This is a genomic window from Mycetocola sp. JXN-3, assembly GCF_014522285.1.
Lineage (GTDB): Bacteria > Actinomycetota > Actinomycetes > Actinomycetales > Microbacteriaceae > Mycetocola > Mycetocola saprophilus.
The window spans coordinates 1571150-1596227 of sequence record NZ_CP041635.1; the positions used below are offsets into that span (position 1 = coordinate 1571150).

A 25078-nucleotide genomic window follows, 5' to 3' on the forward strand; every position below is an offset into this window, starting at 1 on the left:
TTCTTAAGCCTTAGTTCAGACCGGGGATGAGGGTCAGGATGAGGTCGATGACCTTGATCCCGAGGAAGGGGATGATCAGCCCGCCCACACCAAACACGAGCAGGTTGTGGCCGAGCAGCTTGGCCGCCGCCTGGGGACGGTAGCGCACGCCGCGCAGGGCCAGCGGGATGAGCACGATGATGACCAGGGCGTTGAAGATCACCGCCGAGAGGATCGCCGACTCGGGGGAGTGCAGGCCCATGATGTTGAGCGCCGCAAGGCCCGGGAACGCGGCCACAAACATGGCCGGGATCACCGCGAAGTACTTGGCCACGTCGTTGGCAATCGAGAAGGTGGTGAGCGCGCCGCGGGTGATGAGCAACTGCTTGCCGATCTCGACAATCTCGATCAGCTTGGTGGGGTCCGAGTCGAGGTCCACCATGTTGCCCGCCTCCTTGGCGGCGGAGGTGCCGGTGTTCATCGCGACACCCACGTCGGCTTGGGCGAGGGCCGGGGCGTCGTTGGTACCGTCACCGGTCATGGCGACCAGGTGGCCACCCTCCTGTTCGCGGCGGATCAGGGCGAGCTTATCCTCGGGGGTCGCCTCGGCCAGGAAGTCATCAACCCCGGCCTCGGCGGCGATGGCCTGCGCGGTCAGCCGGTTGTCACCGGTGATCATGACCGTGCGGATCCCCATCGCCCGCAGTCGAGCAAAGCGCTCGGGCATGCCGGCCTTGACGATGTCCGACAGGCGGATCACGCCGAGCACCCGGGCGGGCATCTCGGGGGCGTGGGTGGCCACCACCAGGGCGGTGCCACCCCCGGCGGAGACCTCATCGGCGATGGTGCGCGCATCGGCGGGCACGGTGCCCTCATGCGCCTCGACCCAGGCCAGGACCTCGTTGGTGGCACCCTTGACGATCTTCTCGCCGGTGGGCAACACGATCGCGCTCATCCGGGTCTTGGCCTGGAAGGGCACAAACTCGGCGTCGGCCGGGGCGGCGATCGCGCTCTGGGCGGGGAACTGCTCCTCGGCATAGGTCACCACCGAGCGGCCCTCGGGGGTTTCGTCGGCGAGGGATGAGAGGCGGGCGGCGCGGGCCAGATCATCGGCGCTCACGCCGGTCACGGGCAGCAGGCCGGTGGCCTTGCGGTCACCCTCGGTGATCGTGCCGGTCTTATCCAGCAGCAGGGTGCTGACGTCGCCTGCGGCCTCGACCGCACGGCCCGAGCGAGCCAGCACGCCGCGCTGAACCAGACGGTCCATCCCGGCGATACCGATGGCCGAGAGTAGCGCGCCGATCGTGGTGGGGATCAGGCAGACCAGCAGCGCGGTCAGGACGATGAGCGACTGCCGGGCCCCGGAGAAGATCGCCAGCGGCTGGAGATTGAGGATCACCAGCAGGAAGATGATGGTCAGCACGGCCAGCAGGATGTTCAGCGCGATCTCGTTGGGGGTCTTTTGCCGGGTGGCCCCCTCGACCAGGGCGATCATCCGGTCGAGGAAGGTTTCGCCGGGTTCGCTGGTGATCTGCACGATGATGGTGTCCGAGAGCACCCGGGTGCCGCCGGTCACGGCACAGCGGTCGCCACCGGACTCGCGGATCACCGGGGCGGATTCGCCGGTCACCGCGGACTCGTCCACGGTCGCGGCACCCTCGATCACGTCGCCGTCGCCGGGGATGACCTCTCCGGCCCGAACGCGCACCCGGTCGTCGCGGCGCAGCGCGGTCGCCGGGACAATCTCGATGTGACCGCCGGCGTCCAGCCGCGCCGCGGTCGTGGTGGTACGGGCGGCACGCAGCGAGTCGGCCTGGGCCCGGCCGCGGCCCTCGGCCACGGCCTCGGCCAGGTTGGCAAAGACCACGGTGAGCCACAGCCAGATCGCGATGCCCCAGGCGAACAGGCTCGGGCTGATGATTGCCATCACGGTCGTGAAGGCTGCACCCACCTCGACCAGGAACATGACCGGGGTCTTGATCATGATGCGCGGGTCGAGCTTGCGCAGGGCCGCGGGGATGGAGGACACCATCTGGCGGGGGCTAAACGCGCCGCCGCTGGTGCGGGCGGTGGCCGCCGCGGATGGCTTTGCTGAGGTAGTGGTGGACGTGGACACGGTGCTCCCTAGAGGATCCGAGGTTGTTTCTGTGGTGGGGGTAGTCATTAGCCGAGCGCCTCGGCGATCGGGCCGAGCGCCAGGGCCGGCAGGAAGGTCAGTGCGGACACCAGCAGTGCCACACCGGCCATCACGCCGATGAAGAGCGGACGGTGGGTCGGCAGGGTACCGGCGGTATCTGGCACGCGGCGCTGCTCGGCGAAGGTGCTGGCGAGGGCGAGGACCAGGATGATCGGCAGGAATCTACCGGCGAGCATCACCAGGCCCAGCATCACGTTGAGCACCGGGGTGTTGGCGCTCAGCCCGGCGAAGGCCGAACCGTTGTTATTGGCCGCCGAGACAAACGCGTACAGCAGCTCGGTCAGGCCGTGGGGCCCGCTGGTGCTGAGGGAGGCGCGCACGCTGGGCAGCGAGAAGGCCACCGCGGTGCCGATCAGCACGGTCGCGGGCATCACCAGGATGGCCAGCGAGGCGAGCTTCATCTGGCTGGGGCCGATCTTCTTGCCCAGGTATTCGGGGGTGCGTCCAACCATCAGGCCGGCGATGAAGACCGAGAGGATCGCGATCATCAGCATGCCGTACATGCCCGATCCGACACCACCGGGGGAGATCTCACCGAGCACCATGTTGAGCACCAGCAGTCCGCCACCCAGCGGGGTGAAGCTTGAGTGTGCGGCGTCGGTGGCACCGGTCGAGGTCATCGTGGTGCTGACCGCGAAGAAGTCCGAGCCGATCACGCCGAAGCGCAGCTCCTTGCCTTCGAGCGCCGAACCGGCGGCGTGCAGGGCTCCGCTGGCGTTGACCAGTTCGGAGGCGATAACGCCGGCCAGGGAGGCGATGTAGAGGATACCCATGGCCGAGAGGATCGCGTAGCCGTGCTTCTTGCTGCCGATCATCACGCCGAAGGTGCGGGTCAGGGCCACCGGGATCAGCAGCATCAGGAACACCTGCAGCAGGTTGGTCCAGGCGCTGGGGTTCTCGAAGGGGTGGGCGGCGTTGGCGTTGAAGTAGCCGCCACCGTTGGTTCCGAGGTTCTTGATCGCCTCCTGGGAGGCCACCGTTCCGCCGGGGATGTGCTGAACCGCGCCGCCGAGGGTGTGCACGGTGACCGGGTCGGCGAGGTTCTGAACCACGCCACCGGCCAGCAGCACAATCGCGAAGACCGTTGACAGCGGCAGCAGGATGCGCACGCTGCCGCGCACCAGGTCCACCCAGAAGTTGCCCAGCTGGCTGGTTTCGGTGCGGGCCAGGCCGCGGAACAGCGCGACGGCCACGGCGATACCCACCGCGGCGGAGAGGAAGTTCTGGACGGCCAGACCTACGGCCTGCGCGGTCACGCCGAGCGCGGCCTCACCGGAGTAGGACTGCCAGTTGGTGTTGGTCACAAAGGATACGGCCGTGTTCCAGGCCTGGTCGGGGGTCAGCCCGGTGTGTCCACCGGCGAAGGGCAGCACCGACTGGGTGCGCACGATCAGGTAGAGCAGCAGGATGGAAACCAGCGAGAACCACAGCAGCGAGCGCAGGTAGGAGCGCCAGCCCTGTTCGGCGTCGGGGTTGATGCCTCCGAGGCGATAGATCGCTCGCTCTACCCGCCAGTGGCTCGTCGTGGTGAACACCCGCGCCATGTAGTCGCCCAGCGGGCGGTAGCAGAGCGCGAGTGCGGCGAAAACGAGGAGGATCTGCAGGATCCCCGGGATCAGCGCGGCCATCAGAAGCGCTCCGGGTGCAGCAGGGCCACGGTCAGATAACCGAGGGCCAGGACAATCAGAACGAGTCCGGTGATGGAGTCGAGGCTCATAGCTTCTCGATTCCACGAGCGGCCCACGCACACAGCGCGCAGAACGCGATGGTGATGCCGATAAAGAGGATGTCTAACACGAAAATCTCCCGAGACGGAACCCCCGGTCCCGAACGGTTCGGGCGGGTTGCCTCTCTAGGTAACCTCGGGAACGGATCGTGTAGGGATCGTCTTAACGCCGTCCTGACACCACACTGCGCTTTCTTAACGCGCTCTTAACACCGGGCTAGAGCAGGCGTGCTCGCAGCGTCTCGGGGGAGTCCGGGGAGAGCAGCGCCGGGGCGATATCCAGCACCGAGTGGGCACCAAACTGTCCCCGGGCGCGCAGCCTTGCGGCGGCGCGGGCGTAGGCCACCAGTACGCTCGCGGTGAACTCGGGATTGGAGTCCAGGGCGAGCCGGTATTCGATCACCTGGGAGGTTCCCGGGGACGACTGCCCGCTGCGGATCACAAACCCGCCGTGAGGCATCGCCCGGTGCTCCCGGTTGAACTCCTCGCCGTCGATCACGGTGACCGTGGTGTCATACTCGTCGAAGTAGTGCGGCATGGTGGTGATCGCCCGGCGAATGGCTTCCTCATCGGCGCCGTCCTCCAGCACGATCACGCACTCACGGGTGTGCTTGTCCCGGGTGGAGAGGGTCGGGCGCTCGCCGGAGCGAACCCGGGAAATCGCCTCCTCGGAGGGAATCGTGTACTGCACGCCCGCGGCGACACCGGGGATGCGGCGGATCGCGTCCGAGTGTCCCTGGCTGAGGCCCCGGCCCCAGAACGTATGGGTATCACCGTCGGGGAGGATCGCCTCGCCGTACAGCCGGTTGATCGAGAACAGGCCGGGATCCCAGCCCACCGAGATAATCGCCACGCGCTCGCCGGAGGTCGCGGCATCCATCGCCGCAAAGTACTCGGGCACGCGGGCGTGGGTGTCAAAGCTGTCCACCGTGCTGAACCGGGCGGCGAGTTCGGGGCCGTGGACCGGCAGGTCGTCCTTGGAGCCGCCGCAGAGGATGAGGACGTCGATCCGGTCCTCGAGGCCGTCCAGGGCATCGATTCCGAACACCCGAGTCTCGGGGCGGGCTGGGATCAGGGTTTCGGGATCGCGCCGGGTAAAGACGCCCACGAGTTCCAGATCCGGGTTCAGGGAGAGCGCGGCCTCGACCCCGCGTCCGAGGTTTCCGTACCCCACGATGCCGACCCGAATCTGCTGTGTCATGCTGCTGCTCCCTTACCGCGCCGGGGCGCTCCCGGATAAACGAACCCCCACCCTAGCGCAGCGCCCCCGCGCCCCGGCGGCGGGGTGCACGCTCGTGCACCGAGGTATGGCGGCGGGTTTAGCATGGAACCATGTCCGTAACGCCGGTGACCACCGAGTCCTTCGAATCCGTTCTTGAATCCAACCGCCTGGTGATTCTTGACCTGTGGGCCGCCTGGTGTGGGCCCTGTCTGGCCTTTGCCGATGTGTTTCGGGCCTCCTCGGCGGCGCACCCGGATGTGTTCTACGGTTCGGTGGACACCGTCGCCCAGCCTGAGCTCGCCCAGAAACTGGGTGTGCGTTCGATCCCGACCACGCTGATCTATCGCGGGGGACACCTGGTCTACTCGCGCGCCGACGTGCTGACCGCCGCCGACATCGACGGTGCCCTGATCGAGGTGCGTCAAGCGGGGGCCTGCTAGTCCCGGAGGGGAAACCGAAGGCTCGACCGCTTCGTCTGTGCGATGAAGCGGCCGAGCCCCGTGTGTTGCCCTAGGCGCCGGGGTGGACCAAGTGCTCCTCGGTGACCAAAAATTCACAGCCCAGCAGGTTGATGAAGCGCTCCTCATCTGGGCGAATGATCGCCAGGTATTCGGGGTCTTCGAACACCCGACCGATGCCCTCCAAGTCGTCGAACCACAGCTCGGTGGCCCCGTCGAAGGTCACCGGCGGAAGCCCCGGCAGTGCGACCGGGAGGCCGTGCTGTTGCACGTAGCGGCGGACATTATCGCGCACGCAGTCCAGCGACATGAAGAGCGGGGCATGCCGGTCTCGATGGTAGGTAATGAACTCCTCATGGGTCAGCGCGGGGTTGCGGCGGATGAGGATGGTGAACTTGATCATGGGGTCTCCATTCGTAAACTAACACGTGTAAGTCTACGTTCGGCGAGGGGTCGCAACCCCGCACTCAGTAGACTGACAGCATGGGTACTGGAACGTCATCGGATCGGATCGCCAATAAGCGTGGCTTCGGGTCCAATCTCCGCACCGAAATCCTCGACGCCGCCGAACGGCTGCTGGCCACGACCGGGTCCAGTGAGGCGCTCACCCTCCGGGCGATCGCCCGTGAGGCGGGTATCGCCGCCCCGTCGATCTACCCACACTTTGACGACCGAGACGCAATTCTCGATATCGTGGTCACCCGCTCGTTCACCCGCTTCCGGGAGGCGCTTGAGGTCACCGCGGCCCAGACGAGTGGTGGCATCGAGGGCGTGGATGAGCTGGGCCTGAGCTATCTTCGTTTTGCCCGGGAAAATCCGGGGCAGTACGCGATCATGTTCGAGCGCGCGGCGCAGAATGTGGCCACCCCGCCGCACCGCTACGACGAGGGTCTGCGCGCCTTTCGCGTCCTGCTGAGCGCCATCCGCGATACCCCCGCCGGGGCGAAGGCCTCGGAGGCGGACCTCATGCTCAGCGCGCAGACCCTGTTTGCTGCCCTCCACGGAATCACCGTGCTGATGACAACGATTCCCGGGTTCCCCTGGCTGGATGAGCGGGCGCTGGTGCGCAACGCCATCCGCCAGGTGTGTGGTGACTAGAGCTCGGTCCGCGAGGGATTTCCGCTCTCGGTGCCGGCAAATGTGCCGGTTCCCACAAAGAGGATCGCGATCAAATTCGCCACGTGAAGGAACGTGGAAACCGTGATTCCGGTTCCGATCCGAAGTGGCGGCGTGGCCGGATTATTGCTGATCTGATGCCCAAAATTAGAGATGCTGCCCCAGTTGTTCTCCAGGGTCATCTGGAACGGGGTGAGGCCCAGTAGGGTGTCGGGGGTTGCCATCATGCGCCACATGACGCCGTAGATCTCGTAGAAGCGGGCGGCCTCGGAGACGAACTGAACCAGCAGTAGGAGTCCACGGGCGATCACCGGACGCTGGTGTCCGGACGCCGTGGTCGCGCCGCCAAGATCCAGGACCGCTCCACGGATTCCGCCGAAGGACAGCGGCATGGTGTCGCGGTTGCGTCCCGAGGCCTGGGCCAGCGACGTGTAGTCGCTGTCAAACGCGAGTCGCTCATAGGTGCCATGCAGGAGGTGGCGGGTGAGTAACTCGCCGCGCAGGTCGTAGTCACCGAATCCAAACGTGGCACCGTTCGCGGCGGTGAATCCGCGCAGGTAGAGGTTGCCCGCGGTGAGCCACAGGATGACCCGGGTGTTGCCGGCCCCGAGAGTGACTCGGATGAGGCCATCGGTGCGGGTGGATTCGAGTACTCCGGGGCGGTAGTCATGCCCGGCCGCGTGGCGCACGCTATCGATGAACTGGTAGTACTGGGTGCCCTGGGACCAGGATGCGGCGTCGCCGATGTTCATCCAGGCATCCGCTACCGCGGGGAAGTCCGGGGGATCGGCGAGGGCGGCGGAGGTGGGGAGAAGTGAGCCGGCGACGAGGGCGACCGCGGTCGCGACCGCCGTCGCCGCCCCGATCAGGGTGTGGCGTTTGAGGCGCATGAGTTTTCCTTTGCTGAACTTCTGAACTAACGGGTGTTAGTTCTCGACAAGGGAAAGTTATACATGAATCTCGACGGCGATGATCGGCGCGTCGAAAAACCGATATTTCATAACGGAGACGGGCTATTTGACGCGGAAATCGGGCAAATTCCCAGCTTTTAATGGTCATCGACTAACTACTGTTAGCCGTATGTTGAAAACCTACATCGGCGACACCTCGCTCGCCGTTTCGGAACTGATCTACGGCAACTGGCTCACCCACCCCCGGCTTCCCGACGAGGCCGTGGCGATGGAAACAATCTGCGCCGCGCTCGATGCGGGCATCACCACCTTCGACACCTGCGATAACGCCGATGGCACCGCCGAGGATCTGATGCGCCGAGTCCTGAAACATGAGCGGCGAGACAGCCTGGAGATTTTCACTCGGGTGTATTGGCCCGGAGACCGGCTGCGGCGACCCGACCGAGGGCTGTCCGGGGCGCAGATCCAGGCCTCGATCGACGAGTCACTCATCCGTTTGGGTACCGACTACGTGGATGTCTATCAGGCGCACCGGTTCGATGTGGATACCCCGCTGGAGGAGACCATGCGGGCGTTCGCCGAGGTGGTGCGGGTCGGTAAGGCGCGCTTCATCGGGGTGAGCGAGTGGAACGCCGAGCAGCTGCGGGCCGGCTACGCGATGGCCGAGGACCTGGGCATTCGGCTGGTGTCCAACCTCGCCCTGTACTCACCGCTGTGGCGCGCGATTGAGCCCGAGGTCCTGCCCGCGACTCGCGAACTGGGGATCGCCCAGATCGCCTGGGCTCCGCCCTTTGAGGATGCGCCCGATGTCACGGGGGAGGAATTCGACAACGAGCCGAGCGATCAGGGGCGAGATATCCCCGGCCTGGCCGAGCTGCGCGCTTCGCTGCGGGCGCTCAGGCGCGCATCGGGTGCGCTCGGGGTGGGCCCAGAACAGGTCGCCCAGGCCTGGACTCTCCACCACGAGGACGTTGCCGGCGTGGTGATTGGGGCGGTACAGCCCGAGCAGCTTCATGCGAACCTGGAGATAATCCGGTTGGCACACGACTCGACGGCGATCAACCTGATCACCGCCGAGCTTGCTCGTGGCTAGCCGCGCAGCACCGGCATGGCCGAATCGGTGTCGAGGAGCGCGCGGGCGGCCGACTCGACCCGGTTGATCCGCCACCAGACAAAGAATCCGATCAGCGTGAAGGCTCCGTAGAACAGGTACATAAACGCCGAGGCGTAGTAGCCGGCGCTGACCAGCAGCGGCACACCCACGGCGTCCACGGCAACCCAGATCAGCCAGAACTCGACCCACCCGCGGGCCATCCCGTAGGTGGCGAGCAGCGAGCCCATGAAGATCCAGGCGTCGGCCCAGACCGGCTCGAAGGATCCCAGCGCGCGGAACACCGGCGTGAGGATCGCGGTGCCACCCACCAGGGCGACCACCAGGAAGATGCGCTGCTTCCCGCTGGCCCAGCGCGGCGAGATCGCCACGGCCTGGCCCCCGCGGGACTGATGCCAGCGGATCCAGCCGTACACGGCGACGATCAGGAACATGATCTGTCGTCCGGCCTGACCCAGCAGGTTTGTGGGGTTCGGGGTGTGGAACACAGCGCCCAGGAACACCGTGAGCAGCAGCAGGTTGCCGATGATACCGACCGGCCAAGCCCAGGACTTGCGACGCATGCCGCCGATCGCGCAGATCAGCCCGAAGACGTTGCCGATGATTTCGCGCCAGAGGATCGTCTGGGATCCGATGTGAAGCTGGGCGTCAAAGAGCCAGGTGATGACGTTCAATGGTTTTTCTCCTTCCGCGTGCGAAACTGCGGGGGAAATACCAAGGGAATGCTAAACGTCAACAAACACCAAAGCGTGCTTCTCTCATCCAGACTCTCACTGTCGGTATCGGAATTTCACCGATTCGGCCACAAAGTTTCCCATGCGGTTCGCGGACTATCACCGCCGGTTCGGAATTACACCGACCCCGGAGCACTCGATCAGTCTAACGCGACCCCCGTGGATTTTGTTCCGCAGGCTTGCGGGGTCCGCGGGGATGACGATTTTTGACGTTCGTGGGTGCCGCTAGGCGGCCAGCGGGTCGATGAGTTCGGGGCCGTTTCCGCGGACCGGCCCGACCCGATCCACACGAAACTCCCGCGCCCAGGCGGAACCGGCCTCGGCCACGGTGCCGAGCAGGGCGGCGTCGCCGGCGACGGTGCTGTCGATCCAGGGTAGCCACAGCTCCCGGGGGAGGAATACCGGATTGCGGTCGTGAATCTCGGCCAGGTTGGGAGCGGTGGGCTGGGTCAGGATGGTCGCGGTGAGGTGCCAGCGCGCCGGATCACTCTCCGGGAGCGCGGGGTCCGGCCACCAGGAGTAGAGCCCGGCAAACGCGGTGATCTCCTGGGTCGCGGGACGGATGAAATAGGGCACCTTGACTCCGCCTTCGGTGCGCCACTCGTAGTAGCCGGTGGCAAACACCACGGCGCGTTGATGCCTGACCGCGGCCCGAAACGTGGGCTTTTCGGCGGCTGTCTCGATCCGCGCATTAAACGTGGGGAACTTCGGGCGCAGCGTCTCCGACCAGCGGGGGACCAGCGACCAGGATGCGCTCTCGAAGCGCAGCTCGCGATTGAGTTCGGGCCGGGTGGCCTCGAGCAGGATCGGGATCTGCTGGGTCGGGGCGATGTTCCAGGAGGGCTGCCAGGACGGCCGCCACTCGGCCGGGGCGCGTCCGGTCTCCTCGATGAACTCGACGATCATGTTGTTGATCTCACCATCCATGGCAAAGCGTCCACACATGCGATACCCCCTTTCCAGAGATGTTATCCGCTGGCGGGGACATCGTGGGAGAATTGGGGCATGGATCCCACACTGCGCTGCCCGTGCCTGAGCGGTCTCACCTATGGTGAGTGCTGCGGTCGCGCCCATGCGGGCACCCCGGCGGCCACGGCCGAGGCGCTGATGCGCTCGCGCTTCTCGGCGTTTGCGGTGGGCGATGTGGACTATCTGCTGCACACCTGGCACCCGCATACCCGTCCCGGTTCCCTCGAGCTCGACCCCGACCTGCGCTGGTATCGCCTGGACATCGAGGGCACCAGCGCCGGCGGCCCGCTGGACCGCGTCGGCACGGTCGAATTCACCGCCTACTACCGCTCCCCGGACGGCAAGGGCACCCAGCACGAACGCAGCCACTTTACCCGCGAAAACGGCCGCTGGTACTACCGCGACGCCGACCCCACCATCGGATAACCGGAGCTACGCGGCTGGGTCTCGATCCCGAGGCGGCGCATAACCGGACTCGGGGACTCGGGGACTCGGAGCCTACGCGTCCCCGGTGATTTCCTCGCGGATGCGGCGGAGGTCTTCCATCAGGGAGCCGATCAGGATCCAGTGCAGCGGATTGGGCTTGTGGATCGTGATCGGCGCGGTGAGCATGGGTTCCTCGATCGGGACCGAGAGCTCGGGATCGCGACCGTCGAGGATGCGGGCATCGGCGAGCAGGCGCAGGTCATGGGCGGCGCGAGAGAGTTCCTGGGCGATCGCACGCACGGTGGGTTCATCACGCAGGCCGTCATCGTAGTGGTCGTGGAACGCGCGACTCATGCCCACAACCCGGTTGGTCAGTGCGCTGAGGGTGTGGATCAGTGCCTTGGTCTCGTTGAGGCGATCCCGGTGATTGCTGCGGCGTGGGTTCATGGTGAGTGACTCCTCACCCACACGAATCGCCGCCAGGGCCTTATCGCGCATCGGACGCAGCAGCCGGGCCGAGATCATCAGCGAGTCCAGCTCGGCACGGCTCTGCTGAGCCGGAAGCGCCGCGGCCAGATCATCCAGCTGCGCCGCCACCGACTGGGCCAGCTGGGCGGCCTCGCGCTGGGCCGGGGCGAGGATCACCGGGGGCACGATCGCCGCATTGACCACAAAACCGATCGCCACACCGATCAGGGTCTCCAGGATTCGATGCCAGGCGTAGTCGGGGGTCGCCCCGCCGATCGCCAGTACCAGCATCGCCGAGATCGGGATCTGGTTCGAGGATCCGGGGGAGAGTCGGAAGACCCAGGCCAGCATGATCGAGATCACGATGGCCAGGAGGATCGCCCAGCTCTGCAGGCCAAACACCAGGTTGACGCCGGTGGCGATCAGCACGCCGCCGATCACGCCGATGCTGCGCTCGATTGCCTTACCGGCCGACTGGTGCAGGCTCGGTTGGACTACCAGCAGCGCGCCCACCGCCGCAAACACGGGCATCTGTGAGGGCAGCACCGCCGAGGCGGCGAACCAGGCAAGCACGGTGGCGATGGACGTCTTGAGCGCCTGAAGCAGGGGAATCCGCGAACTGGTGCGGATCAGAGAGGTCAGGCGCATGCCCCCAGAATATCGGATGAATGCTTCGGCGACGCGGGGCGCGTCGGATTAGGCGCGCGCCGTGAACATGCGTCAAGAGGTAAACGCATTCCGCCCTCGGCATGTGCCGCGTTCCGGCTAGTCGGGCAGGTGCGCGTTCTTCAGCAGCGCCAGCAGTCCGGCGCCGTCGGGTGCCGAGAGGCGCAGCACGCCGTCACTCTCGCTGTCTTCCACATCGTCGTGACGGCTGCGACCGCCGGCCAGCACGGCCTCACCGGTCGACATGCGTCGGATCGCGATGGCCCGCACCTGGCCCGGATGAGCCTGGGAGAAGTCGCGGTAGAGGTCCTCATCGTGCTGACCATCGTCGCCAACCAGGAGCCAGCGGATATTGGGGAACTCGCTGGCGAGCCGGTCGAGGTTCTGCACCTTGTGGTCGCGGCCGCTACGGAACCAGCGGTCCACGGTGGGACCCCAGTCGGTGAGCAGCAGCGCGCCGGCCGGATACAGGTTCCGTGACATGAACCGGTTCAGGGTCGGGGCCACATTCCAGGCACCGGTGGAGAGGTAGATGATGGGGGAGCCGGGGCGGGCTCGCACCATGCGGTCCAGGAACACCGCCATGCCGGGAACCGGGACGCGGGCGTGCTCATCCAGCACAAAGGTGTTCCAGGCGGCGACCAGCGGACGCGGCAGGGCCGTGACCATGACCGTGTCATCCACGTCGCAGATGACCCCGAAGCGTGCCTCGGGATCAACGATAAAGACGTCGGCGGACACCGGTTCGTGCCCCTCGGTGGTGAGCGTAATCTGCTGCCAACCTGGCTCAAGCTCGGCGGGAATGACCGCGTCGATCAGTCCGCCACGGTCGGCGCTGAGGCGGTGTTCCACCCCGGCGACGGTGACGATCACCTCGGCGTCCACCACCGGCACGGTGATGAACGAGCGCCAGCCGCGAATGCGCCGGGAGGAATCCTGCTCGCGGGTTTGCGGGTGGGTGGTGCTTCCACTGAGGAGCACTCGACACAGCACGCGCACCCAGGTGGTCGAGCCGTACCCGGTGTAGGGGACCACGGTTCCCCGCCAGCCGCGCTTGCGGCCGCGGCGTTCTCGCCAGGCGAGAATGGCATCGTCAATTCGGGCGGCGCGATGAATGGTTGCCGAGACCATCGCGGAGGGGGAGTGACGTGCGGTGTCGTCGTGGTCAGGCGTGGGCACGGTTCAATTCTGTCATGCTTTGGGGTCGGTCGGGTCCTCGGGGAGGTCCAAATGCTTCGCCTCGCCGCGTCCGATAAGTTTTTTGATGCCCCAGACCGCCACCAGGAACGCGGCGATGACGCCCACAAAAATGTAACCGGCACCGTGGAGTCGATCGGCCAACTGCCGGTACCCACCGGCCGCGGCCGAGGCCACGCCGACGTAGGCACCCGCCCAGATCACGCATGCGGGAATCGTCCAGGCAAGGAAGCGACGATAGGTCATACGACTCATGCCCACCGTGAGTGGGATGAGCGAGTGAAGGACCGGGAGAAACCGTGAGAGAAACACCGCGATACCGCCGCGGCGATCGAGGTAGAGTTCGGCGCGTTGCCAGTTCTTTTCCCCGATCTTGCGCCCCACCCAGGAGCGGCGGATAGCCGGACCGAAGGTGCGGCCCAACCAGAAACCAATCGATTCCCCCAGCAGCGCGCCGACGATGATCGCCAGGACCATCGCGATGAACTCCACCGGATTGGACACCGCGGTCGAGGCGATGATCACGATCGTGTCGCCGGGGACGATCAGGCCGACCAGGACGCTGGTCTCCAGCATCATGCCGATCCCGGCGAGCAGCGTGCGCAGCACCGGATCTACGCTCTGGACAAGGTCGAGCAGGCCGCCGAGAAAATCGTTCACTCGTCCAATCTACGGTAACCGCACCCTCTTCCGCCGCATCTGTGCCCCGTTTAGGGGAGCTTCCGTCACCCGTTCCGGGGATTGCGACACCGTGTCGGTGAGTATGCGAAATGTGTGGTCAGACCACAGGGCTAAATCATGCTAATCTGAGGTCAACAAGACAGGTCGTACCACAGGAATTACCTCCCTGCACGGAGCTGACGGTCGCATAGTCCACGTAGTTGTCTTGCGTAAACCAGGAGCGTTTGTGACATGAACGAAATACTCGATCCGCTGATACTGTCCCGGTGGCAGTTCGGTCTCACCACGGTGTACCACTTCCTGTTTGTCCCCTTGACGATCGGGTTGGCCACCACCGTGGCGATCTTCCAGACCGCATGGGTGCGGACCGGTAAGGTGCACTACCTGCAGCTCACCCAGTTCTTCGGCAAGATCTTCATGATCAACTTCGCCATGGGTGTGGTCACCGGTATCGTGCAGGAATTCCAGTTCGGGATGAACTGGTCCAACTACTCCCGCTTCGTCGGCGACGTGTTTGGCGCCCCGCTGGCCCTCGAGGGTCTGCTCGCCTTCTTCTTTGAGGCCACCTTCATCGGTGTCTGGATCTTCGGCTGGAATAAACTCTCGCCCAAGCTCCACCTCGCCTCGATCTGGTGTGTGGCCTTCGCAACCGCACTGTCCGCGTACTTCATCATCGCCGCCAACGCGTTCATGCAGAACCCCGTCGGCTACCAGATGAACGCCGAGAAGGGCCGGGCCGAGCTCACCAGCATCGGCGAGCTGCTCACCAATAAGGTGGCCCTGGCCGCGTTCCCGCACACCATCGCCGCGTGTTTCATGGTGAGTGCTGGTCTGATCGTCGCCGTAGCCGCCTACCACCTGTCGCGTAACCAGCACCTGGACACCATGCGCCCGGCGCTGAAGTTCGGTCTGTGGATGATGCTGATCGCCGGTGCCGGCACCATGTTCTTTGGTGACCAGCTGTCCCTGGCCATGGTGCAGACCCAGCCGATGAAGATGGCCGCCGCCGAGGCGCTGTACAACACCGCCACGGGAGCAAACGCCTCCTTCTCGATCTTCACGTTTGGTACCCCGGACGGACAGCACGAGCTGTTCTCGATCCGCGTGCCCTACCTGCTGTCCCTGCTCTCCACCCACTCCTTCGATGGAACCGTTGAGGGTATCCGCGACCTGCAGGCTCAGTACTCGCAGCAGTACGGTCCGGACACCTACTCGCCGACCATCTGGATCACCTACTGGGCGTTCCGCTGGATGATCGGACTGGGCCTGTTCCACATGCTCGTCGCCGCCGTGGGCCTGTTTGTGACCCGCAAGGGACGCAACCCCAAGCGCTGGGTCTGGCGCGTGGCCATCTGGTCCTTCCCGGCATCGCTGCTGGCCATGTCCGTGGGTTGGGTCTTCACCGAGATGGGCCGACAGCCCTGGATCGTGTTTGGCCTGCTGAAAACCAAGGACGCCGTATCGCCCGAGCTCACCGGGTTCCAGGTGCTCCTCTCCCTGATCGGATTTACCATTGTCTACGGTGCACTCGCCGTGGTCGAGTTCGGCCTGATCCGTAAGGCAGCCATTGCCGGCCCCGCGCCGGTGGAAACCGCAGACGACGGTTCGGACACTCCGGTGCCCACCGCGACGGTCTACTAGGTAAAGGGAAACCATCATGGATCTTGCACAGCTTTGGTTCTGGATCGTCGGTGCCCTGTTCATCGGCTACTTCATCCTCGACGGCTTCGACTTCGGTGTGGGCATCTCGCTGCCCTTCCTCGGGAAAAACGATTCCGAGCGTCGCGTCCTGATTAACACCATCGGTCCGGTCTGGGATCTCAACGAGACCTGGGTCATCGTGGCCGGTGCGTGTCTGTTCGCCGCGTTCCCCGAGTGGTACGCGACCCTGTTCGCCGGGTTCTATCTGCCCCTGTTCCTCATCCTGATTGCGCTGATTCTGCGCGGTGTCTCCTTCGAGTACCGCCACCAGCGCAAGCACGAGAGCTGGAAGCGCTCCTTCGACACGATGATCTTCATCGGGTCGGTCATCCCCGCACTGCTCTGGGGTGTCGCCTTCGCCAACGTCGTACGCGGCGTTCCGCTGAACGAGCACTTCGACTACGTGGGTGGCTTCTGGAACCTGCTGAACCCGTATGCGCTGCTGGGTGGTGTCACCACGCTGCTGCTGTTCTTCCTCAGCGGTCTGTACTTCATCCTGCTGAAGACCGACGGCGACCTGCACGCCCGGGCTCAGAAGCTCGCGGTCAAGGTGGGGATCATTACCATCGTGGTTGCGGCCAGCTTCCTGGTCTGGACCATCATCATGTCCGAGTTCAAGCTCGTCACGATCATCTGCTCGGCGATTGCCGCCGTCGCGCTGATCGGTGCGGTTGCGCTCAACTACCTCCGCAAGGAGGGACTGAGCTTCGCCGCGGTCGCGGTGACCGTGGCCGCCGCCGTGCTGACCCTGTTCGTGACCCTGTTCCCGAACGTGATGCCCTCCACGATCGATCCGGCGACCAACAGCCTGACCATCGAGAACGCCTCGTCCTCGCACTACACGCTGGAGTTCATGAGCTGGGTGGCCGTGATCGCACTGCCCCTGATCCTGCTCTACCAGGGCTGGACCTACTGGGTTTTCCGGAAGCGGATTACCCACGCGACGATCGAGGCCGCGGCCCACTAGGGTCCACTCACGATGCGTCCGCTTGACCCCCGCCTGCTGCGCTATGCCCGTTCAATCCGCGTCTACCTCGCGGCTCAGACCCTGATTGGATTGGTCACCACCGCGTGTGTGATCGGCTTTGCCGCCGTTCTCACCCGGATCGTGACCGGGGCTCTGGATGGAGACTCGCTCTCCATCCTGGGCCCGTGGCTCGGCGCACTGGTGGGGGTCGCCGCGGTTCGCGCGCTCACCGTGTGGGCGAGCGAAACCCTCTCGATGCGCGCGGCCGGCCGGGTCAAGGCCGAGCTGCGCGGCAAGATCCTCGACGCCACCCGAAAGCTCGGTCCGAGCTGGTTGGCCCGGCGCGGATCGATCTCGGTCGCGACCCTCTCGGGCCGCGGTATGGATGCGCTGGATGACTACTTCGCCAAGTACCTGCCCCAGCTGATCCTGACCGCCCTGGTCACCCCGATCCTCGTGGTGGTGATCTGGTGGCAGGACTGGGTGTCGGGCATCGTTGTGGTGGTCACCCTGCCGCTAATTCCGTTTTTTATGGCGCTGGTGGGATGGGCAACCCAGTCCATCCAGCGCACCCAGTGGGACACCCTGGGTAAACTCTCGCGCGGCTTCGTCGACCTGCTCGGCGGCCTCGCAACCCTGAAGATTTTTGGTCGCCAGCACCGCCAGGCCGACCGGATGCGCACCATCACCACCGAGTATCGTCAGGCGACAATGAAGGTGCTGCGGGTGACCTTCCTCTCCGGCTTTGTGCTGGAGCTGGCCTCGAGCCTCGCGGTCGCGATCGTCGCCGTGGGCATCGGCCTGCGCCTGGTTGAGGGCGGCATGCTGCTCTCGGTGGGACTGTTTGTGCTGTTGCTGGCCCCCGAGGTGTTCCTCCCGCTGCGCAACGTGGGCACCAACTTCCACGCGGCGGCCGAGGGTGTGACCGCCGCCGAGGATGCGTTCGCGATTCTCGATGAGGCGGCCACGCTGCCCGAAACCTCGATCGGCTCAGCCTCCTCGGTTGCTCACGGCGGGACCGCGGGCACCGGACTGGTGTTCGCCGCCGTGCGCGCCCAGCACGAGGCCGGCGCGCCGCTGTCGCATGAGCCGATCAGCGCCGAGGTCCTACCCGGGAAGCTCACCGTTCTCTCGGGTCCGAGCGGCGTGGGCAAGTCAAGCCTGGTCGGCGCGCTGCTGGGCTTCACCGACTTTACCGGTGAGATCACCCGCGACGGCGTGTCCCTGCGAGGGGTGCCCGCGGGGGAGCGGGACTGGCTCGCCTGGGCCCCGCAGCGTCCCGGCCTGACCGCCGGAACCATTGCCGAGAACGTCACCCTGGGCGACCCGGATCCCGACCCCGCCGTCCTGGCCTGGGCGCTGGAGACCGCGGTTGCCAATGATCTGGACGCGACACGTGACCTGGGTGTGTCCGGTGCCGGTCTCTCCGGCGGGCAGGCGCAGCGCGTGGGCATCGCCCGGGCGCTGTACCGGATGCGTCGACGTGACTGCGCGGTGCTGATCCTGGATGAGCCGAGTTCGGCCCTGGATCACGCCACCGAGGCGCGCCTGGTAACAAACCTGCGCACCCTGGCCGCGGAGGGTACCGCCGTGCTGGTGCTCAGCCACCGCGGGGCCTTCCTCGAGGGTGTCGACACCCGGATTGACCTGGTTCCGATCCCCGTACCCGCAGCCGAGCCGATCGAGGTGGACGCATGAGCGCAACAGTGACCCCGACCCCCTCGGTGGTAACCACCCGGGACGTGCTGAAGGCCGCGCGACCGCGCGGCAAGTACGCCACCGGCGGACTCTTGTCGGCCATCGGATCGGCCCTGGCCACCGTGGCCCTGATGGCGTGTAGCGCCTACCTGATCACCCGCGCGGCCGAGATGCCGCCGATCATGTACCTCAACCTGGCCATCGTGGGGGTGCGCGCCTTCGCGCTGGCCCGGGCCTTCTTCCGCTACCTGGATCGTCTGTTCAGCCACGAGGCGGCCTTCCGTCAGCTGGAAACCGTCCGGGTGGGGCTACTGGAGCGTCTGCTCCCGATCGCCCCGGCCGGTCTTGCCCGCTCACGTCGCGGTAGCCTGCTGTCCACGCTGGTGTCGGACGTGGACGAGATGCAGAACCTCGGACTGCGCGTGATCCAGCCGCTGCTGACCGCGCTGGGCGTGTCGATCATCGCGGTTGTGGGCGTGGCACTGCTCTCTCCGGGCGCGGCCCTGGGACTCGCGGTTGCACTGATCCTGACCTTTGCGCTGAGCGCCTGGGCCATCTCGGTGGTCGCGGCCCGGGCCGAGCGCTCGCTCGCCCCGCAGCGGGCCAACCTGCTGGATTCCCTGGTGGACTACCTCGGTGCGCTCGACGTGCTGGTGGCCTACGGTGCCGAGCCCGCGGCCCGTGCTCGGGTGGACGCGGCGGACAAGGCCCTCACGACCTCGCTGGTTAAGCGTGCCAGCGGCACCGGCATCGCCGCGGCGGCCCTGGCCCTATTCACCGGCGTGGCGATTGCGATCGCGATGATCAGCGCGATTCCGGTGCTGCACGAGGGCGGCCTGTCGGGCCCCGGACTGGCCGTGCTGGCCCTGGTGCCGCTCGCGGTGTTTGAGGTTGTAGCCAACGTGCCGCTGGCCCTCGGTGCCTGGCGTCAGGTCCGCTCGAGTGCCGAGCGGATCGCCGGTGCCACCGACGCCGAGCGTGCGGCCGACGTGCCCGCCGAGGTGGGTGCGACCGAGCTGGTGCCGGTGGCCGGTGCCGATCTGCTGTCGTTCTCCAACGTCGCGATCCGTCACCCCGGTGCCCCCGAACCCGCGCTGCGCATCGACTCGCTGAACATCGTGGCGGGCGAGAGCCTGCTGATCGAGGGACCGAGCGGTGCCGGCAAGACGACCCTGGCCCACGCTCTGGTGCGCTTCATCGACTACACCGGATCGATCCGGTTGCAGGGCACCGAGCTCTCCGCGCTGCATCCCGATACCGTGCGTACGGAAATCGGCCTGTGTGAGCAGGTGCCATACCTCTTTGACGAGGACATTCGTCAGAACCTGCTGTTTGCCCACGAAACCGCGACCGATGAGGACCTGGAACTGATCCTCGACCAGGTGGGCCTCGGCGACTGGGTGCGCGAGCGCGGCGGCCTGTCCGCCCGCGTGGGTGAGCGGGGTGCACTGGTATCCGGCGGCCAGGCTCAGCGTCTGGCCCTGGCGCGGGCCCTGCTGCACGAGTTCCCGGTGATTGTCCTGGACGAGCCCACGGCGAGCGTCGAGGGAGACCTGGCGACCGCCCTGATCGCCGACCTGGTGGGCGTCGCCCGCGCCCACGGCCGCACCGTCATCCTGATCTCCCACGCCGACGTCGCCGGCGATCTCTTCGACCGTCACCTGCGCATCGAGGCGGGAACCCTGGTCTCGGCGAGCTAGCGCGCGGTCCGTAGGTGGGCCGTCGTCTCGCTAAGCTTTGAGGGTGAACCTGAGTTTTAGTGCCCGCGTGCTGCCGGGGTGGATCGATCCCGCCTCGGTGGCCCCGGGCCTGATCGGTGATGCCGACCTCTGCTTCTGGCTGGATGCCGGTGCCGGAGCGGATTCCGGACCCTCCTATCTGGGAATCGCCAGCACGGTGGCCACCGCCGATCGAATCTCCGGCACCGTGAGCCTGCGTGAGGCCGGACGGGACCCCCGCGTGTATTCCCCGTCGGCGGCACTGCCGGACCTGCATGCGGTACTGGAGTCGGTGCTGGAAGGATTCCCGCTGGTCGCCGCGGATGTGCCCGGCTTTGGCGGGGGATGGATCGGGTTCCTCGGCTATGAGTACGGTGCCGACCTGGTGGGCGCACCCGCCGCCGCATCGCGGGCCGAGGCACTCCCGGATGCCGGCTGGATGCTGGTGAACCGGATGCTCGCCTTCGACCATGGCGCCCGCAGCATCACGCTGATTCAGCGCGAGGATCTGCCGGCCGATCCGAGGTGGGAGGATCCGTCCGCTGCCGCTGCCGCTGCCGCTGCCGCTGCCGCTGCCGCTGCCGCTGCTACCGCCGCCGCTGCTGGCCCAGCCACCGCCACTGCTGGCCCAGCCACCGCCGCTGCCGGACCGACTGCTGTCGACCCCGCCCACCTGGTTTCCACACCCGCGGACACCGGCTCGGTACTCGCCGGTACAGCGCCCGCAGCCTCAGCCCCCGAGACACCCCACCCGACCTGGCGGCACTCGGGAACCGAGTACCGCGCGCTGGTTGAGCGCTGCCGCACGCTGATCGCCGCCGGCGAGGCCTTTCAGCTGTGTCTGACCAACGAGGTCACCGTGCCGGGCAACGTCGATCCGTTCGAGCTCTATCGGCACCTACGCACGCTGAGCCCCACCGACCGCGGGGGATACCTGCGGTTTGGCGACGCCGCGCTGGTCTCCTCGAGTCCCGAAACCTTCCTCTCCGTGGACACCGCACGCGGGGTCACCACCCGCCCGGTCAAGGGCACGCGGCGGCGCGACCCGGATCCGATCCGAGACGCCGAACTGGCCGCCGAGGTGCGTGCGGATGAGAAGGAGCGCGCCGAAAACCTGATGATCGTGGACCTGATGCGCAACGATCTGGGAAGAATCGCCGAACTCGGCTCGGTCACCGTCTCGGAGCTGCACGTGGTCGAGACATACTCGCAGGTGCATCAGCTGGTGTCCACGGTGCAGGCGACCATGCGCGGGGACGTACACGTCGGAGACCTGCTGCGCGCCACGTTCCCGGCGGGATCGATGACGGGTGCCCCGAAGCACCGCGCGATGACCCATCTGGCGGAAATGGAGGCCGGGCCGCGCGGGGCATATGCGGGGGCCTTCGGGTACCGGGACGCGCGCGGATCCCTGGAACTCTCGATGATCATCCGCAGCATCCTGGTGGAACCCGGGTGTGCGCGGATCGGTGCCGGTGGGGGAATTACGATCCTGTCGGATCCCGATCGTGAGTATGCCGAATCGCGGCTGAAGGCACGCGTTTTGCTGGCGGCGCTGGGCGTGGCCGAGGCCGATCGATAAACCGAAGCTTGCCGTTCGCCGTGGGCATCCGGATCGACACCCGCTTCGGCACCCGGGAGCCCGCAATCCGCGGTAACCTAGACGGATACGTGTTCTTTTGCTAGAACCGTTTGTCCTCCACCGTGAGTGGCCACCGAGCGTCGCACCGCGACCGCCCGATTTCGCTTGAGAATGAGAGTTTTGTGAGCACCAACGAGCCCAACATCGAAGAGAAGTACGACTTCTCCGCCATCCAGGACCGCTGGCTGGGGATCTGGGACAAGCTTGCGCCGTTCAATACGGCCGATGTACCCGATGATGCACCGCGCAAGTACGTGCTGGACATGTTCCCGTACCCCTCCGGAGACCTGCACATGGGTCACGCCGAAGCCTTCGCGCTGGGCGACGTGCTCGCGCGCTACTGGCGCGGACAGGGTTTCTCGGTGCTGCACCCGATCGGGTGGGACTCCTTCGGTCTGCCCGCGGAAAACGCGGCCATCAAGCGTGGCATCGACCCGCGCGAGTGGACCTACCAGAACATCGAGCAGCAGAAGACCTCCTTCCGCCGCTACGCGACCTCCTTCGACTGGAGCCGCGAGATCCACACCAGCGACCCCGAGTACTACCGCTGGAACCAGTGGCTGTTCCTGGAGATGTTCAACAAGGGCCTGGCCTACCGCAAGGACAGCCCGGTTAACTGGTGCCCCAACGACCAGACCGTGCTCGCCAACGAGCAGGTGGTCGACGGCCGCTGTGAGCGCTGTGGCGCACTGGTCACCAAGAAGAAGCTGAACCAGTGGTACTTCAAGATCACCGACTATGCGGACCGCCTGGTGGATGACCTGAGCCTCCTGGAGGAGGGCTGGCAGTCCAAGGTGCTGAGCATGCAGCGCAACTGGGTCGGCCGTTCCAACGGTGCCGATGTGACCTTCGAGATCGAGGGCCGCGCCGAGCCGATCACCGTCTACACCACCCGCCCGGACACCCTGTTTGGTGCCACCTTCATGGTGGTCGCGGCGGATGCCGACCTGGCCGCCGAGCTGGTGGCCGAGGCCGATGCCGAGACCCGGATGAAGTTCCAGGACTACCTGGAAGAGGTCAAGAAGGCCAACGACATCGAGCGTCAGGCCACCGACCGCGAGAAGACCGGTCTGTTCTCCGGCCGCTTTGCGATCAACCCGGTCAACGGCGAGAAGCTGCCGATCTGGATCTCCGACTACGTGCTGGCCGACTACGGCCACGGCGCGATCATGGCCGTGCCCGCGCACGACCAGCGTGACCTGGACTTCGCCAAGGCCTTCGACCTGCCCGTGCGCATCGTGGTGGAGACCGAGCCGGTTGATGGCGCGGACGCCGTGGTCGACCCGGCCGAGAGCGGCATCGCGCTGCCCGGCGCCGGCAAGATGATCAACTCGGGCAAGTTCGACGGCCTGACCAAGGCCGAGTCGATCCCCGCGATCATCGCCGACCTGGAGGAGCGTGGCCTCGGTCACGCATCCAAGAACTACCGTCTGCGCGACTGGCTGATCTCGCGTCAGCGCTACTGGGGTACCCCGATCCCGATCATCCACTGTGGTGACTGTGGCGAGGTTCCAGTTCCCTCCTCCGAGCTGCCGGTGCGTCTGCCCGAGAGCGCGGGCCTGGATCTGCAGGCCAAGGGTGCCAGCCCGCTGGGTGCCGCAGAAGACTGGGTGAACGTGCCCTGCCCGACCTGTGGCAAGCCTGCCAAGCGCGACTCGGACACCATGGACACGTTCGTGGACTCGTCCTGGTACTTCCTGCGCTTCCTCTCCGCCAACTCGGACGAGGTGGCCTTCGACGTCAACGAGGCGAAGAAATGGGCACCGGTCGACCACTACGTGGGTGGCGTCGAGCACGCGATCCTGCACCTGCTGTACGCGCGCTTCATCACCAAGGTGCTGCACGACCTCGGCTACGTCGACTTCGTGGAGCCCTTCACCGCGCTGCTGAACCAGGGCATGGTGCTGATGGACGGCTCCAAGATGAGCAAGTCCAAGGGCAACCTGGTGGAGTTCGCCGGCGAGCTGGATGCCTACGGTGCCGACGCCCTGCGCGTGACCATGGCCTTTGCCAGCCCGCCCGAGGACGATATCGACTGGGCGGATGTGTCCCCGGCCGGTGCCGCCAAGTTCCTCGCCCGCGCCTGGCGGATCTCGAAGGATGTGACCACCCCGTCCGGCAGCATTGCCGACGACGGTGACCGCGCCCTGCGCCGCGAAACCCACCGTTTCCTGGCCGATGCCCCCGCGCTGATCGAGTCGTATAAGTTCAACGTGGTGGTCGCCCGCCTGATGGAGCTCACCAACGTGACCCGTCGCGCGATCGACTCGGGCCCCGGCGCCGGCGACCCCGCCGTCCGCGAGGCCGCCGAGGTTCTGGCCACCGCGCTGAACATCTTCGCGCCGTTTGCGGCCGAGGACATGTGGGCCAACCTGGGCTTCCCCGCCCCGGTTGCGCTGGTGCGCTGGAAGGATGCCGACCCGAGCCTGCTGGTGGCCGACTCGGTGACCGCGGTCTTCCAGGTCAACGGCAAGGTGCGCGACCGCGTGGACGTGGCCCCCGACATCTCCGCCGCCGACCTCGAGGCCATCGCCCTGGCCTCCGAGGGCGTGCAGCGCGCGATCGGTGAGGGTCAGATCGTCAAGGTCATCGTGCGCGAGCCCAAACTCGTCAACATCGCGATCAAGGCGTAGTACACACACAGAACGGGGCGGTTTCCGAAGGGAAACCGCCCCGTTTCGTGTCCGTATCTGTGTGCGGCGCTACTTGCCGTGCGGATCCAGGCTGTTCACCGCGGCGACCGTCTGCTTATAGTCCCCGCGTGCCTCGCCAAATCGGAGGAATTTCACCCGTTCCACCAGGATTTCCTCGGCATCCGGGTTGTCGTGGATCAGCGCCACCGTCTCGGCAATGAACTCATCCAACGGCATCGCGAACGCGCTCTCGCGCTGGCCGGGCAGGAGATCGGTGGCCACCGACGGCGGCACCAGCTCCAGCATGCGTACCGAGGTTTCGGCGAACTGTAGGCGCAGCGACTCGGTCAGCATATGGATTGCCGCCTTGGTCGCGTTATAGGTCGGCGTCGCCATGAGCGGGGTGAATGCGAGGCCCGAACTCACCGTCATGATGGTGGCATCCGGTCGACCCTGCAGGTGTTCCACAAACGCGCCGATCAGGCGGATGGGCCCGAGCAGGTTGGTGGTGACGATCTCCTCGGCGGAGTCGAGGAATCCGCTCGGACGGGTCCAGTCTTCGACACGCATGATTCCGGCCATCGCGATCAGGACGTTGAGATTGGGGTGGGCGTCGATCACGGCGGTGGCGGCCTGCTGGATGCTGGCCACGCTTGTGGTGTCGATGTGCACCGTGTGAATGCCCGGGTGAGTGGCGGCGATTTGGTTGAGCAGCTCGGTGCGTCGTCCACCGATGATGACCGTGTTTCCGGCGTTCTGCAGTGCGAGAGCCAGCGCCAGACCGATGCCGCTGGTCGCGCCGGGAACGAAGATTGTGTTTCCTGAAATGTTCATGTCTCGAGTATTGATCCGTACATC

The 25078-nt window shown here is 66.1% G+C and carries 22 protein-coding genes and 1 riboswitch; of the genes, 10 read left to right on the plus strand and 12 right to left on the minus strand.

Annotation, left to right across the window (positions count from 1 at the left end):
• Window positions 1-10 precede the first annotated feature (10 nt).
• The 4 genes from kdpB to C7C57_RS07300 form a co-directional block, all read right to left on the minus strand.
• The gene (gene kdpB / locus C7C57_RS07285) at window positions 11-2143 is read right to left on the minus strand and encodes a potassium-transporting ATPase subunit KdpB (RefSeq protein ID WP_187978130.1); all 2133 of its coding nucleotides are present in this window, start codon (window positions 2141-2143) and stop codon (window positions 11-13) included.
• Window positions 2143-3804: a potassium-transporting ATPase subunit KdpA gene (gene kdpA / locus C7C57_RS07290; protein WP_187978131.1), complete on the minus strand. Its 1662-nt coding sequence runs from the start codon at window positions 3802-3804 to the stop codon at window positions 2143-2145. The genes kdpB and kdpA overlap by 1 nt, the downstream gene beginning before the upstream one ends.
• On the minus strand, window positions 3804-3893 hold the full coding sequence (gene kdpF / locus C7C57_RS07295; RefSeq protein WP_121647648.1) for a K(+)-transporting ATPase subunit F: 90 nt from the start codon (window positions 3891-3893) through the stop codon (window positions 3804-3806). The genes kdpA and kdpF overlap by 1 nt, the downstream gene beginning before the upstream one ends.
• Before the next feature lie 226 nt (window positions 3894-4119).
• Window positions 4120-5103, minus strand: a complete 984-nt coding sequence (locus C7C57_RS07300; protein WP_187978132.1) for a diaminopimelate dehydrogenase — start codon at window positions 5101-5103, stop codon at window positions 4120-4122.
• 131 nt (window positions 5104-5234) lie between these two features.
• On the opposite strand from C7C57_RS07300, the gene C7C57_RS07305 reads away from it, so the two are divergent.
• A complete protein-coding gene (locus C7C57_RS07305; RefSeq protein ID WP_187978133.1) occupies window positions 5235-5564 on the plus strand; it encodes a co-chaperone YbbN in 330 nt (109 codons plus the stop codon).
• Between the two features lie 70 nt (window positions 5565-5634).
• Here the strand turns inward: C7C57_RS07305 and C7C57_RS07310 are convergent, their stop codons facing one another.
• Window positions 5635-5985, minus strand: a complete 351-nt coding sequence (locus C7C57_RS07310) for an EthD domain-containing protein (RefSeq protein ID WP_187978134.1) — start codon at window positions 5983-5985, stop codon at window positions 5635-5637.
• Window positions 5986-6065: 80 nt separating this feature from the next.
• Between C7C57_RS07310 and C7C57_RS07315 the strand changes: the two genes are divergently transcribed.
• Window positions 6066-6680 carry a TetR/AcrR family transcriptional regulator gene (locus C7C57_RS07315; protein ID WP_187978135.1) on the plus strand — a complete coding sequence of 205 codons (615 nt, stop codon included), beginning with the start codon at window positions 6066-6068 and terminating at the stop codon, window positions 6678-6680.
• Here C7C57_RS07315 and C7C57_RS07320 read toward each other — a convergent pair.
• A complete protein-coding gene (locus C7C57_RS07320; protein WP_187978136.1) occupies window positions 6677-7588 on the minus strand; it encodes a ribosome-inactivating family protein in 912 nt (303 codons plus the stop codon). The genes C7C57_RS07315 and C7C57_RS07320 overlap by 4 nt on opposite strands.
• Before the next feature lie 190 nt (window positions 7589-7778).
• Between C7C57_RS07320 and C7C57_RS07325 the strand changes: the two genes are divergently transcribed.
• Entirely contained in the window at window positions 7779-8702 is a 924-nt protein-coding gene (locus tag C7C57_RS07325; RefSeq protein ID WP_187978137.1) for an aldo/keto reductase, read from the plus strand.
• Here C7C57_RS07325 and pnuC read toward each other — a convergent pair.
• Window positions 8699-9394 (minus strand): nicotinamide riboside transporter PnuC, encoded by a 696-nt coding sequence (gene pnuC / locus C7C57_RS07330; protein WP_043321983.1) that lies wholly within the window; start codon window positions 9392-9394, stop codon window positions 8699-8701. The genes C7C57_RS07325 and pnuC overlap by 4 nt on opposite strands.
• A gap of 71 nt (window positions 9395-9465) precedes the next feature.
• A riboswitch (FMN riboswitch) is annotated at window positions 9466-9594 on the minus strand.
• An 85-nt stretch (window positions 9595-9679) separates the two neighbouring features.
• Window positions 9680-10399, minus strand: coding sequence for an SOS response-associated peptidase (locus C7C57_RS07335; protein WP_187978138.1), 720 nt, complete (start codon window positions 10397-10399; stop codon window positions 9680-9682).
• A gap of 60 nt (window positions 10400-10459) precedes the next feature.
• Between C7C57_RS07335 and C7C57_RS07340 the strand changes: the two genes are divergently transcribed.
• A complete protein-coding gene (locus tag C7C57_RS07340) occupies window positions 10460-10849 on the plus strand; it encodes a YchJ family protein (RefSeq protein ID WP_030143712.1) in 390 nt (129 codons plus the stop codon).
• Between the two features lie 72 nt (window positions 10850-10921).
• Here C7C57_RS07340 and C7C57_RS07345 read toward each other — a convergent pair whose 3' ends face one another.
• The 3 genes from C7C57_RS07345 to C7C57_RS07355 all read right to left on the minus strand — a co-directional run bounded on the left by C7C57_RS07345 (window position 10922) and on the right by C7C57_RS07355 (window position 13840).
• Window positions 10922-11965, minus strand: coding sequence for an FUSC family protein (locus tag C7C57_RS07345; RefSeq protein ID WP_187978139.1), 1044 nt, complete (start codon window positions 11963-11965; stop codon window positions 10922-10924).
• Between the two features lie 117 nt (window positions 11966-12082).
• Window positions 12083-13114: an App1 family protein gene (locus C7C57_RS07350; protein WP_121688975.1), complete on the minus strand. Its 1032-nt coding sequence runs from the start codon at window positions 13112-13114 to the stop codon at window positions 12083-12085.
• A gap of 60 nt (window positions 13115-13174) precedes the next feature.
• On the minus strand, window positions 13175-13840 hold the full coding sequence (locus tag C7C57_RS07355) for a DedA family protein (protein ID WP_187978140.1): 666 nt from the start codon (window positions 13838-13840) through the stop codon (window positions 13175-13177).
• Between the two features lie 252 nt (window positions 13841-14092).
• Between C7C57_RS07355 and C7C57_RS07360 the strand changes: the two genes are divergently transcribed.
• The 6 genes from C7C57_RS07360 (at window position 14093) to leuS (ending at window position 24220) form a co-directional block, all read left to right on the plus strand.
• On the plus strand, window positions 14093-15502 hold the full coding sequence (locus C7C57_RS07360; protein WP_030143708.1) for a cytochrome ubiquinol oxidase subunit I: 1410 nt from the start codon (window positions 14093-14095) through the stop codon (window positions 15500-15502).
• A 16-nt stretch (window positions 15503-15518) separates the two neighbouring features.
• Window positions 15519-16529, plus strand: coding sequence for a cytochrome d ubiquinol oxidase subunit II (gene cydB / locus C7C57_RS07365; protein ID WP_187978141.1), 1011 nt, complete (start codon window positions 15519-15521; stop codon window positions 16527-16529).
• Window positions 16530-16541: 12 nt separating this feature from the next.
• On the plus strand, window positions 16542-18227 hold the full coding sequence (gene cydD / locus C7C57_RS07370; protein ID WP_187978142.1) for a thiol reductant ABC exporter subunit CydD: 1686 nt from the start codon (window positions 16542-16544) through the stop codon (window positions 18225-18227).
• Entirely contained in the window at window positions 18224-19927 is a 1704-nt protein-coding gene (cydC, locus tag C7C57_RS07375) for a thiol reductant ABC exporter subunit CydC (RefSeq protein WP_187978143.1), read from the plus strand. The genes cydD and cydC overlap by 4 nt, the downstream gene beginning before the upstream one ends.
• A gap of 43 nt (window positions 19928-19970) precedes the next feature.
• Window positions 19971-21527, plus strand: coding sequence for an anthranilate synthase component I family protein (locus C7C57_RS07380; RefSeq protein WP_187978144.1), 1557 nt, complete (start codon window positions 19971-19973; stop codon window positions 21525-21527).
• 182 nt (window positions 21528-21709) lie between these two features.
• Window positions 21710-24220, plus strand: coding sequence for a leucine--tRNA ligase (leuS, locus tag C7C57_RS07385; RefSeq protein ID WP_255505806.1), 2511 nt, complete (start codon window positions 21710-21712; stop codon window positions 24218-24220).
• A 69-nt stretch (window positions 24221-24289) separates the two neighbouring features.
• On the opposite strand, the gene C7C57_RS07390 is transcribed toward leuS, so the two are convergent.
• A complete protein-coding gene (locus tag C7C57_RS07390) occupies window positions 24290-25054 on the minus strand; it encodes an SDR family oxidoreductase (protein ID WP_187978145.1) in 765 nt (254 codons plus the stop codon).
• Window positions 25055-25078: the final 24 nt, after the last annotated feature.